At 34.0% G+C, this 12672-nt stretch carries 11 protein-coding genes; 5 read left to right on the forward strand and 6 right to left on the reverse strand.

Translation table 11 applies throughout. The features are described 5' to 3' along the window. Nucleotides 1-77: 77 nt before the first annotated feature. Both DFQ06_RS12200 and DFQ06_RS12205 read right to left on the reverse strand, forming a co-directional pair. Complete coding sequence (locus DFQ06_RS12200) at nt 78-740, reverse strand: DUF2490 domain-containing protein (RefSeq protein WP_159140063.1); 663 nt, start codon at nt 738-740, stop codon at nt 78-80. Nucleotides 741-786: 46 nt separating this feature from the next. Beyond that, nucleotides 787-1350, reverse strand: a complete 564-nt coding sequence (locus DFQ06_RS12205) for a DNA-3-methyladenine glycosylase I (RefSeq protein WP_042504690.1) — start codon at nt 1348-1350, stop codon at nt 787-789. Nucleotides 1351-1518: 168 nt separating this feature from the next. Between DFQ06_RS12205 and DFQ06_RS12210 the strand changes: the two genes are divergently transcribed. Beyond that, nucleotides 1519-2139, forward strand: coding sequence for a thioredoxin family protein (locus tag DFQ06_RS12210; protein ID WP_074937303.1), 621 nt, complete (start codon nt 1519-1521; stop codon nt 2137-2139). On the opposite strand, the gene DFQ06_RS12215 is transcribed toward DFQ06_RS12210, so the two are convergent. Genes DFQ06_RS12215 through DFQ06_RS12230 form a run of 4 tightly spaced genes read right to left on the reverse strand, consistent with a single transcriptional unit; the run spans nt 2136 to nt 5467 of the window. Beyond that, a complete protein-coding gene (locus DFQ06_RS12215; RefSeq protein ID WP_235833530.1) occupies nt 2136-2852 on the reverse strand; it encodes an energy transducer TonB in 717 nt (238 codons plus the stop codon). The two genes, DFQ06_RS12210 and DFQ06_RS12215, sit on opposite strands and share 4 nt — an antisense overlap. A 52-nt stretch (nt 2853-2904) precedes the next feature. Beyond that, nucleotides 2905-3597 carry a tRNA pseudouridine(55) synthase TruB gene (gene truB / locus DFQ06_RS12220; protein WP_042497630.1) on the reverse strand — a complete coding sequence of 231 codons (693 nt, stop codon included), beginning with the start codon at nt 3595-3597 and terminating at the stop codon, nt 2905-2907. Nucleotide 3598: 1 nt separating this feature from the next. Next, nucleotides 3599-4393 carry an undecaprenyl-diphosphate phosphatase gene (locus DFQ06_RS12225; RefSeq protein WP_042504692.1) on the reverse strand — a complete coding sequence of 265 codons (795 nt, stop codon included), beginning with the start codon at nt 4391-4393 and terminating at the stop codon, nt 3599-3601. Between the two features lie 51 nt (nt 4394-4444). Beyond that, nucleotides 4445-5467, reverse strand: coding sequence for a LacI family DNA-binding transcriptional regulator (locus tag DFQ06_RS12230; RefSeq protein ID WP_042504693.1), 1023 nt, complete (start codon nt 5465-5467; stop codon nt 4445-4447). Nucleotides 5468-5607: 140 nt separating this feature from the next. Between DFQ06_RS12230 and DFQ06_RS12235 the strand changes: the two genes are divergently transcribed. The 4 genes from DFQ06_RS12235 to DFQ06_RS12250 all read left to right on the forward strand — a co-directional run bounded on the left by DFQ06_RS12235 (nt 5608) and on the right by DFQ06_RS12250 (nt 12614). Next, nucleotides 5608-8310: a TonB-dependent receptor domain-containing protein gene (locus DFQ06_RS12235; protein ID WP_133967923.1), complete on the forward strand. Its 2703-nt coding sequence runs from the start codon at nt 5608-5610 to the stop codon at nt 8308-8310. A 100-nt stretch (nt 8311-8410) separates the two neighbouring features. Continuing rightward, nucleotides 8411-9712: an amylo-alpha-1,6-glucosidase gene (locus DFQ06_RS12240; RefSeq protein WP_133967925.1), complete on the forward strand. Its 1302-nt coding sequence runs from the start codon at nt 8411-8413 to the stop codon at nt 9710-9712. A 121-nt stretch (nt 9713-9833) separates the two neighbouring features. Further along, entirely contained in the window at nt 9834-11480 is a 1647-nt protein-coding gene (locus tag DFQ06_RS12245) for a sodium:solute symporter family transporter (protein WP_133967927.1), read from the forward strand. A gap of 12 nt (nt 11481-11492) precedes the next feature. Then, entirely contained in the window at nt 11493-12614 is a 1122-nt protein-coding gene (locus DFQ06_RS12250) for a glycerate kinase (RefSeq protein WP_133967929.1), read from the forward strand. Nucleotides 12615-12672: the final 58 nt, after the last annotated feature.

The following is a 12672-nucleotide window of genomic DNA, read 5'->3' on the forward strand; positions in this document are numbered from 1 at the left end:
ATCAATATTTAATGAAGGAATTGAGTAATATGTTTACTGCTTTAACATATAGCTGCTCAAACTCGGTATGTTGTATTTTAAATGTTTATAACAGCTGTTGTTAAAACAAAAACATAGTGTTGAGGTTCTATATTAAAGGTTTCTAATCGATGCTCTAAACCTGCTTGTAGCTTTAAAGTATCACTTAGTAGCCAACCAAATTGCGCTGTAGAGCGTTCGTCTAATTCCAAAGTTGTTTGTTTAGTTAAACTTAATAAACCTTCTAGTGCTCCAATAAAATAAGTATCATTATTTATGGGTAGGTTTAACGAAAAACGATAGCGTTCTCTAAAAATAGTTTTATTTTTTAGAAAGCGTTGTTCGGCTCTAAGTCTATGGCTAAAACGCATGTTTGGACTTTGCTTTTTGTATGTGAATTGCTGAGTAAAGCGTAACTCGTTGCTGCCACTGTTAAACGGGTCTCTTGCTCTGTAATAAGCACCTAAACTTAAACTGTGACGTTTGTCTAGTTTTAGCTTTGAAAAATGATAAAGATCAATCTGTTGTTGGTTGTATTTTAATTGTTCGTCTTTATAAAGAAAATATCGAGATCTTAGCGTGAAATTGATTCCGTAAGTTTCGGAAACCTTTTTATTTAAGCCAAAACTTGTTTCTCCTAAAGCGCTAAAATGTTCTTGAGGAAAAGCTTCAAAATTTATAAATATGAAAGTTAAAAGGAGGAGTGATTTAATATGGGGCATGCTTAAAATTTGGAGATTCTTTTCTTTATAAAAACAACTTTTAAAATTAAACTTCGGAGTATCTAAAACACTTTGTTTCGTGGTCGTTAACCATTCCTGTAGCCTGCATATGTGCATAAACAACCGTGCTACCAACAAATTTAAAACCACGTTTTTTTAAATCCTTACTTAAGGCATCGCTAAGCGGTGTGTTTGGTGGCGCATTTTTGTAAATATCAACGCTGTTTTTAATAGGTTTACCATCTACAAATTCCCAAATGTATTTACTAAAACTCCCGAATTCTTCCTGAATTTTTAAAAAAGCTTGAGCATTGGTAACGGTAGCTTTAACCTTTAATTTATTACGAATTATGCCAGCATCTAAAAGCAAATCGTCCATTTTATCTTGGCCGTATGTTGCAATTTTTTTATAGTCGAAATTATCAAAAGCTTTCCTGAAGTTTTCTCGTTTTCGTAATATGGTAATCCAACTTAATCCTGCTTGGAAAGTTTCTAAAATTAAAAATTCAAAAAGTGTAGCATCATCATAAACGGGAACACCCCATTCTTCATCGTGATAAGCTTCATATAAAGCATCGCCTTCGCACCATCCGCATCGGTGTTTCGTCATTATTATTGTAATTTTAAAGGTTTAATTTTTTCATCATTTTGCCTTATCCGCATCCTTAAAATTTTAAACCTATTTAAAATAGTGTAAGTTTTGTAATTAAAACATGACAAAAGTCAGCATAAATCAAGGTACAAGATACTAATTTTGTATAAGTTAAAAAAGAATATTATGAGTAACTCAATTATAAATTCCGGATTAAAAAACAGTGTAACATACCAAGCTTACAGAGATTTGGTTAAAAATCTGGTAGAAGAAAATGCAAGTACAGGCCCTGTGCAAAATGACGATTTGGCTAATTATACAAGGCTTAATGATAAGCGTATGAAACGTTGGGACAAAACAATAAAAATTACTGAAGACGATAGAAAACAAATAGAAGCTTTTGATAAAAAATCGACTTGGTTAGTTATTACAGAAAGCTGGTGTGGCGATGCTGCCCATGTTTTACCTGCTATTAATAAAATGGCAGAGCTGAATGATAATATCGATATGAAAGTGGTGCTTCGTGATGAAAATCTAGAACTTATCGATGCGTTTTTAACTAATGGTGGTCGTGCTATTCCTAAAGTTATCATGATTGATGATGCTACAGGTGAAGTTTTAAACACCTTTGGACCAAGACCAAGTGAAGCAACTAATTTAGTAAATAGATTTAAAGCTGAAAATGGAGGCTTAACACCAGAGTTTAAAGAAGATTTACAACATTGGTACAATAAAGATAAAGGACAAAATATTATTAAGGATGTCGCTAAAATTCTAAAGGAAGTGAGCCCATTTACTGTGGCCTAATGCTTCCCTACGAAATTAAAAGTAATACTTCCAATTTGAGATGCCTTGGAACCATCGCTACTAAATCTCGATTTTTTAGCGTATTCCAAGGCATGTTTGATTAAACAATCGTTCGATGAGTTGGACGATCTGTTTAAATATGCATCGGTAACATTTCCGCTAGAATTTACTTTAATATTTACAACTACTTTACCATCAACTTCACATAGATAAACAGGAATAGGGATGTAGATTTTTTCGCGATTAGAAAGCGAAAAGCTTATGGTGCTTTTTGAGTTATTAGCTTCGTCTTTTTGTTTTTTTAGTAAGTCCTTTACTTTATTGAAAGAGGATAGTTGGTCTTTATCCAGTTTAGAGTCTATCGCCTCGTATTTTTTAATATACGATGCATCAGCACTTTCCTCGTTGCTTTGGCTCTGTGGAACATAATCTTCTGGTGGTGCAACCGTAGTGTAAGCCTGAGCAAAATGTTTGCTTTTTTGCGTTTCGTTAAAGGCCGAATTAGTCTCTGCTTTAGTTTTATTAAGCTTTTCGAGCGCTTCAAGTGTTTTAACGTCTTCTTTGGTAAGTTCCTTTTCAGATTCTAGTTCGTAGTAACTTTCAGCAGTTAATTCATTTTGCCGTTTAAGTCCGATATTGAATACAGTAAGCAGTACGGTTCCCGAAATTAGGAGCGTAATAAGTAGAGCTTTATGTTGATCCGTTAGGTTCAAATCGGTGGATTTAAGAGCAAATGTTTAATAAATATACGGAAAAGTAATGATATTAGACTTTTAACGATGCAATGAAGTCTTCTATAGAAACACCGTTTGCAACATTGAAGTCGCCAATTTTGGTTCTACGTAATGCCGATAGATGCGCGCCAGATTGCAATGCTCTTCCAAAATCGTGAGCCAGAGAGCGTATATAAGTTCCTTTACTGCAAACAATTCTGAAATCAATATTTAAACCATCAATTTTTGTGATTTCAAACTCAGAAACTTGCACTTTTCTCGATTTAATCTCAACCGTTTCTCCTGCGCGAGCGTACTCGTATAAGCGTTTTCCGTCTTTTTTTAATGCTGAAAATATAGGCGGGAATTGTTCAATTTCTCCTGTAAATTGTGCTGTAGTACTATGTATTAAATCTTCGGTAATATGTTTGGTTTCAAAAGTTTCATTAACCTCGGTTTCCAAATCATAAGATGGTGTAGTACCACCTAAAACAAAAGTACCTGTGTATTCTTTTATTTGACCTTGAAAGGTGTCAATTTGTTTGGTCATTTTCCCGGTGCAAATTACCAATAAACCTGTAGCCAAAGGGTCTAAAGTTCCGGCATGACCAACTTTTATTTTTTTTATGTTGAAAGCTTGACGTATTTCCCAACGTAGTTTATTCACCACCTGAAAAGAAGTCCAGTTTAGAGGTTTATCAATTAATAGTACTTCTCCAGCTTGGTAATCGTCAACAGTTTTCATCTTAGTTTAATAAAGCGTAAATAATAGCAATAACTCCTACCGCTAAACAGTAGATAGCAAAATATGATAATTTACTTTTCTTCACTAAAGAAATCATCCAAGTACAAGCAAATAACCCAGCAACAAATGCTGCTACAAAACCAATGGAAAGGGCAGTAAAGTTTCCGCTATCATAAGTTAAATCGCCACTTAAAAGGTCTTTTGCTATTTTCCCAAAAATTAAAGGAACAACCATTAAAAATGAAAAACGAGCCGCTTTTGTTTTATCATTTCCTAATAAAACCGAGGTAGAAATTGTTGCTCCAGAACGCGAAATACCTGGTAACATGGCAATAGCTTGAGATATACCAATAATAAATGCGTTTTTAAAAGTCACGTTTTTGTCTGTGTCTTTAGCTTTATCGGCTAAGTATAATAAAACGGCTGTTACAATAAGCATGCAACCTACGAGTAAAATATTGCCTCCAAAAAGAGATTCTAGTTGTTCTTCAAAAAATAAACCAACAATAACTGCTGGAATCATGGAAACTGCAATTTTAGAAATAAACTGTAAATCTTCGTTCCATTCAAATTTTAGAGCGCCTTTTATCAAACTTAGAATATCTTTTCTAAAAATAACAATAGTACTTAGTGCTGTTGCAAAGTGAAGTACTACAGTAAAAAGTAAGCTTTCTTCTGGAACAGAATTGTCACCTAAAATGGCTTTTCCTAGCTCTAAATGTCCACTTGACGAAACGGGTAAAAATTCGGTAAGTCCCTGAATAATACCGAGTATAATTGCATCTATTATTTCCATGGCGCAAAAATATTAAAATTGAGGTACTAAAGTGGTAATCTTTTAGAAATTTTAAACTTTAAAAGTGGAATCTCTAATTATTAAAGTGCCTTTTATTTCAATTAATTTATTTGATACGTTTTCTACTGTGTTTTCAATTTCATCTATTAAGTACTTTACAGCGTTTTTTCCAATGGTTTCACCAGGTTGATCTACAGTTGTAAGGTTAGGTTCGATTACAGTAGATCGGCGAGAATTACTAAAGCCAACCACAGCAATTTCTTCTGGTATTTTTATATCGAATTTTTTAAGCGTTTGTATAACACCTATAGCCGCACTATCGGTAATAGCGAAAATGGCGTCTGGTGGGTTTTTTATGCTTAATAAATGATTGGTCATCTGTTGGCCATGCTGGGTAGAAATATCATCTACACTTATAATTAGTTTTTCATCTATCTCTAAATTATGTTCTTTTAGAGCGCTTAGATAACCGGCATATCTTTTTTCTGAAGTATAAGAGAAATCACGCTCTTTTATAATAGCAATGCGCTTTTTGCCAATATTTATTAAGTGCTCAACGGCATCATGGGCGGCTTCTTCATCGTTTATGGTAATTTGTGTACAGGGAATTTTACTCGAAACTTTGTCAAATAGGATAAGCGGGATTTTATTTAAAATTTTTAGTACATCGTCGATATCGCGTGTCATTTTAGTTAAAGACACCAAAATTCCATCTACTCCAAATTGCAACATGGTGTTTAGCATTTCGGTTTGCCTTAACGGATCGTTATTAGATTCAGAAATAATAACGCGGTATCCTTTAATGGCGGCTTCTTCTAAAATGCCTCTTACCATGGTGGTTGTAAAGTAATGTGTAATGTTGGGTACAACAACACCAATAATTTTAGTTTTTCGATTTCTAAACCCTTGAGCAAAAATGTTTGGTACATAGTGCAGGGCATCGGCAAGTTTTCTAACCTTTTCTTTAGTTTCTTCACTAATATCTGGATGATTACTAAGTGCTCTTGATACTGTAGATATCGATAAATCAAGTGTTTGGGCTAGTTTTTTTAGGGTGACAGCTTCTTTTTTCATCTTAATTATAGTGTTTTGTTAAAAAAATACAAATAACAAACGTTTCCGCAACCGTTTGCGTGAAAATATGATAATTTTTTAGAACTTTTTATATGTATGTCGTTATAAATTTGGATAAAAATTAACTAAAACTAAATATTATGACCAAATTATTTTACACACTGTTATGTGTTTTTAGTGTTTCTACAATGTTTGCGCAAACAGACATTAAAGGAACAGTTAAAGACAATTCGGGTGTTCCTGTAACAGGGGCAAACGTTTTAATTGAAGGAAGCTCTTCGGGAGCCACTACCGATTTTGATGGTAATTATAGTTTTACCACAAGTGTTTCCGGAGCACAAAAAATTATAGTATCCTTTTTAGGTTACGAAACTTTAAATAAAACAGTAACATTAAGCGGAGGTGCAATGACTTTGGATTTTGTTATGGTTGAAGGAGGAAACACTTTAGATGAGGTTGTATTAACGGCATCTTCTACGTTTAGATCTCAAAAAGAAACGCCAAATTCAATTTCATCATTAAAGGCTCAAGAGTTAACACGTTTAAATGCGAATAGTCAAGCTGATATTGTGGCTTCTATCCCTGGTATTGTTGCCGATGGTGGTGGTGGTGAAGCTGCTACAAATATATTTGTTAGAGGTTTACCTTCTGGAGGTCAAAACGATTTTTCTCCGATACAATATGATGGCTTAACGTTAGCTGGTTACGGATTGAGTTCTACGGCCGGAGATGTTTATGCTAAAGTAGATCAAGGTGTAAAAGGTGTAGAGTTTGTACGTGGAGGTTCGTCTATTTTATATGGTGCGGGTTCTACAGCAGGTGTTATGAACTACATTTCTAAAACAGGTGATACTAATGATGAAAATATTATAAATTTTGAAGTAGCAACCAAAGGAAGAGTAAAAGGAGAGTTTTATTCTGGTGGTAAAGTAGGAGGAGAAGACTCTAATACTTACTATGCAGTATCTGGTTTTGTTCGTAAGGATGATGGGCCTTTAGATTTTGGATTACCAACAAAAGGATATCAGTTTAGAGGAAATTTAAAAAAGAAATTCGAAAACGGATCTTTTACTTTCTACACGCAGTTTATTGATGATAAAGCTCAGTTTTTATTAGGTCTGCCTTTAGATGGAGATTCTCGAGAAAGAATTACGGGTAATGACGGCGAAACGGTTTATCAATTAAATTCTTCACACGTTAGAAATATTAGTTTTTTAACTCCAGCTGGAGAATATAAAAGCCCAATAGGAGATGGTGTACACACTAAAGGGTTCTATGCTATGGGAGTTTTTGATTACGATTTAGGGAACGATTGGAAAATTAATTCTAAAGTAAAAGTATCCGATTATGTAAATAATTTTGGATTGTATGTTGCGGCTAGTGGTACGGTAAATACCCCTGCTAATTTAAGCGATTATTTAGATGCATATGGTTATGCTGGTGCTACTAATATTAATGCATCTTATGTTGGAGGAACAGCGCTTGCGGCAAATGATAGAGTTATTGATAACTTAAATATTGACAGAAATAGACCTATTACAGATTTAACAGGTGAGTTTAGTATCACTAAAAAATTAGAAGGAGATAAAGTTGAGCACAATATTACTTTAGGTACGTATTTAACATCTTCGCAAGGAGAGGATAATAACTGGCAATACCGAACATTATCAGCATTTAATGATGCTCCAGAGTTGGTAAATCTTTCATTTACAGATGTTAATGGTGACGATGTTATTTTAGCAGAAAATGGATTAACAGCCAGAATTGGGCGTACTGCAGCAACGTTTCTTACTCAAGATAGAACAGCGTTTTATTTAACCGATGAGATGGTTTTAGATAGATGGCGTATTGATGTTGGTTTCCGTGTAGAAAATCAAAAAGCCAGTAGAGAAATTGGAACTACAGCTACTAAACAAGTTTATAACGATGTTGGATTAACGTCTGCATTACAAAACGTAGGTTACGCAACAGGTGAGTATAAAAGAGCAGAGGTAAGTACTACTGGTTTTGCTGCATCTTTGGCTGCACTTTATAAAATTAACGACAATTTAAATGCCTACGCCAACATGTCTAAAGGGTATTTTTTCCCATTAACTAGAAGTATTAATGTGGTAAGTAATGATGTTATTGCAGGTGAATATAAGCCTGAAAATATCTATCAAGTTGAAACAGGTTTAAAATATGGAAGCAGTAAATTCTCTGGAACTTTTGCAGCCTACTATACAACACTTGTGGATCGAGTTGCTATTCAAAGATTAAACTACGGTGGAACTATAGGTACTGTAGATGGAATAAAAACTCTTCAAGATACCAAAACACTTGGTATGGAAGTATCATGGTTATGGAAGTTTGCTGAAAATCTTTCTTTTAACGGAAACTTTACTTACCAAGGTCATGAGCTTAAAAAAGACGAAAGAACAGTATTGCAGTCTGGTACTGTAGATGGTGTAGTTTTAGTTGAAGGCGATGTTACAAATGGTGCTAATGTTGGAAAACAGTTAAGAAGACAGCCAACAGCATTATCAACCTTACGTTTTGATTATGATAATAAAAAATTAGATGCTTTTGCATCTGCAAATATTAGAGGAAGTCAATTTAATGATGACGCAAACCTAGTTGAGTTAGATGGGTTTACGGTATTGAGAATTGGAGCAGGATACACTATAGGTTTTGAAGATGATAAAAAATTAAGACTTGGGTTTTCAGTTTATAACCTAGCCGATAGTCAAGGTTTATCAGAAGGAGACCCGAGAGCCTTTTCACAATCAACAACTCAAGATTATTTTGTTGGTCGTCCAATTTTACCAAGACGTGCATTTTTTAACGCTACGCTAACCTTCTAAACGTTTAGTTTGTTTTAACCCATAATTACAGAGGTTAGATTAGTTGCTCACCACTTTTGGTAAAGTTTTTAAGTGGTGAGTTTTTTAAATAAAAAAAGATATGAAAGCATTACAAGAAAGAGCTCAAACAGTTCTAAATAACAATTTTAAAGAAGGATTTAGCATACCTTGCGCAAAGTTATACCCATTTCAATGGTTTTGGGATTCAGGGTTAATTGCTATTGGTTTTGCACATTTCGATATGCAAAAAGCAGAACAAGAAATAGAAACTCTGCTAGATGCACAATGGGAAAACGGCTTTATTCCACATATTATCTTTCACACAGATACCGATACGTATTTTCCTGGTCCAGATTTTCATAGATCAGATTTACATCCGCAATCTTCTAAAAAGTACAAATCAACAGGGATGACGCAGCCACCCGTTACAGGTTTTGTTTTAGAGGAAATGTATAGAATTAGTAAAGATAAAGTTGCAACCTTAAAGTATATTGAAACGGTAATCGACAAAGTTTACGATAACCATAATTACTTTTTTACAAAGCGTGATCCACAAAATGAAGGCTTAGTTTATATTTATCATAACTGGGAATCAGGTACCGATAATTCTCCAATTTGGGATGATATTTGGGACACCATGGATCCGCCAGAATATACATTCGAACGTCGTGATACTACGCATGTTGATGCAGCCGAAAGACCTTCGAAAAGAGAATACGATCATTATTTATATATTATAGATATTGCTAAAGAACATAATTATAGTGATGAAAAAATTGCTGAATTATCACCGTTTTTAGTGCAAGATCCTTTGTTTAACGCCATACTTATTAAGTCAAATCAAAGTTTAATTAATTTGTATGAATTATTAGGAGATTATTCTAAAGTTGAGCAGCTTAAACAATGGCAAAATAAAAGTGTAAAAGCTTTTAATGATAAGTTGTTTGATGAAGAATTAGGTGCATATATTCATTATGATTTACGTAATGAAAAACCACTTCGTTATTTATCATCGTCGTCATTTGCTCCCTTATATGCTAATATTCCAAGTAAAGAGCGCGCTGATGTTATGGTGAAAGTCATGATGGAGAAGTTTGGAGGCGACCAGCAATATTTGTGTGCCTCTTTCGATCCAACTAGCGAACGTTTCAACCCTAAAAAATATTGGAGAGGCCCTGTTTGGATAAACCTAAATTGGATGCTTTTTAAAGGATTAAAACAATATGGTTTTTCTGAAATAGCAGAGCGCGTAAAACAAGATACTATTGAAATTATTGAAAAAAACGGGTTTTATGAGTATTTCGATTCTAGAAAAGAAATGCATAAAGACGGAACCGCTGGTTACGGAGGTAACGATTTTTCTTGGAGTGCCGCATTACTTATAGATTTATTGAATGATTAATTGAAATTCTTTAAATGTTTTTTTACGAACAAACTAAAAATTTGAAATAAAGAGTTTTATCTATTAGTTAAAATCCTTTGTTTTATCTTGTGTTAACCAACTAACCACTAAACTTAACATTATGAATTGGCTCGATTATAGTATCATAATATTTTACATCGTATTCTTTTTAGGAATGGGGTTTTTCTTTAAAGATAATAAAGACTCTAAAGATTATTTTTTAGGAGGAAAAAGTATGGGCTGGTTTCCTTTAAGTCTGTCTACCATGGCTACACAACTTTCGGCAATAAGTTTTATTTCTGCGCCGGCATTTGTAGGTTTAAAACTAAATGGAGGAATGAAATGGCTAACCTTTGAGTTTGCCGTGCCGTTGGCTATGATTTTTATAATGATCGTTATTATTCCGCCATTATTTAGATCTGGTGTTGTTAGTATTTATGAGTTTGTAGAAAAACGTTTTAGCACATCAACACGATTAATTTTAAGTATTGTTTTTCAAATAAGTAGAGCGCTTGGTACCGGAGTAATGGTGTATACTATTGCAATTATTTTGCAAGCCGTATTAGATATCGATTTTGTTTATACCATTTTAATTATTAGTGTTATCACTATTATTTATTCTTGGCAAGGCGGCATGAAAGCCGTTGTTTGGGGCGATGCCATTCAAATGATTATTTTATTTGCAGGATTAATTATCTGCTTGTATTATGGATGGAACTTATTGCAGGAACACGGTGGATTAGAAGCTGGATTCGACCCAGAAAGATTACAAATTATTGATTATAATTTAGGTGTTGGTGAAGGGAACGAATATGGTTTATTACCCATGATACTTGGTGGGTTCTTTTTATATGCCTCTTATTATGGTTGCGACCAAACACAAGCACAGCGTATGCTTTCTGCTAAAGATGAAAAAACAATTAGAAGCCTACTTTTAGCAAACGGACTTTTAAGATTTCCTGTAGTTTTAGTGTACTGTATTATGGGCTTAGTTATCGGTGGTTTAATTACACTTGCTCCCGATTTTCTAGCCGAAATAGCCGATACTACCCAAAGGCATTTTCCAGATCAATTTGCTAAGCACGGTATTAAGGCCGATTTAATGGTTCCTGTATTTATCATTAAATATTTACCACATGGTTTAATAGGTATTTTAATGGTAGGTATATTATCTGCGGCTATGTCGTCTTTAAGTTCAACCGTTAATTCGCTTTCTGCAGTTACCGTAGAAGATTTTTTTAACCGAGGAGAAAATAAATTAAGCACAAAAAAATACATGATGATTTCAAAAGGATCGGTAGTTTTTTGGGGATTAGTTTGTATTGCGAGTGCCTTTCTTTTTGGAGGTAGTAAAAATGCAGTAATAGAAATTATTAATGCTATTGGTTCTGTATTTTATGGTCCGGTATTGGTGACGTTCTTTTTGGCGTTCTTTTCAAAAAAAGTAAATCACATTGGTATGAATGCTGGTATTATCTCAGCTGTTTTAATAAATTTAATGTTTTCAAAAACAATTCAAGAGTTGTTTCATATTGATTTAGGATTTAATATCTTTTGGATTTGGTTAAACTTTACAGGCGTTATAATTGCCTTAGTTGTGGCTTATGCTGTTAGTGCTTTAACGAGTAAAACTAAAGTGAAAAGCATTTCTAATTTTAATGTGAGTATTAAAAAAGAAGACTTCATGATAAAAGAGGTTTATATACTTCTTGCTTTTTTTGTTTTTATATTGGTTTTAAGCTTTTTCCTTCCTTCAATTTTAAGTTAAAATAGTTATACTATGAAAATTGTACTTGCTCCCGATAAATTTAAAAATTCTTTAACCGGTATGGCGTTTTGCCAAGCTGTTGAGGCTGGTATTCATGCTGTAAATCCAGATATTGATATTTTAAAATTACCACTGGCCGATGGTGGAGACGGTACTATTGAGGTCGTTAATTTTTATTTGAATGGAAGAGTTGTTGAGGTCGATGTTAGTAATCCGTTTTTTGAACCTATAAAAGCGAATTTTCTTTATGCTGAAGCGTCTAAAACAGCTTTTATTGAAATGGCTGAAGCTTCGGGTTTAAAACTTTTAAAACGTAAGGATTTCGATTGTAAAAATGCCACCACACTCGGCACAGGAGATATGATTTTGGATGCTTTAAATAAAGGCGCTCGAACTATTATTTTAGGTATTGGAGGTAGTGCAACCAACGATTGTGGTATTGGTATGGCAACAGCTTTAGGCTATCGTTTTTTAGATGAAAAAGGAAAGGAAGTTGTGCCTACGGGATTTAATTTATTAAATATTAGATCTATCGATGCTACTAATGTACATCCTAATATTAGCGAAGTTAATTTTAAAATAGCCTGCGATGTTACCAATCCGTTGTACGGAGAAGATGGTGCGGCTTATGTTTATGCAACTCAAAAAGGAGCCAAGGCGCGAGATATTATTTTGCTAGATGATGGCTTAAAATCTTTTGCTAAAATATTACAGTCTGTTTTTGGTGTCGATGCGCAAAGTATTCAAGGTGCAGGTGCTGCCGGCGGTATGGGTATTGCTTCAAAAGTATTTTTGAATGGTACTTTAGAGCGCGGTATTGAGCTTATAAAAGACTTAGCTCAGTTTGATAAGCAATTGCATGGTGCCGATTGGATTATTACAGGGGAAGGCAAGCTAGATACGCAAACCATGTCTGGAAAAACAATACAAGGCGTGCTATCTTCCGCGAAAGCGAAACAAATAAAAGTCGCTGCCTTTTGTGGATCTATAGATTTAGAAAATGATAACGCTAAAGATTTCGGGATAGAATATACCGATGCCGTTATTAAGTATTCGAAAAGTTTAAATGATGCTATGAAAAATAGCTATGGCTATGTAGAAAAAATGGCAACTACGTTTGCTAGACAATTATAAAAGTGCGTTTGTTTTCTATGGGCTACTCATTTCTACCTAAGGAGAAATCGAACAAGAG

It is taken from the genome of Algibacter lectus, from assembly GCF_004368925.1.
In the GTDB taxonomy this organism is placed as follows: Bacteria; Bacteroidota; Bacteroidia; order Flavobacteriales; family Flavobacteriaceae; genus Algibacter; species Algibacter lectus.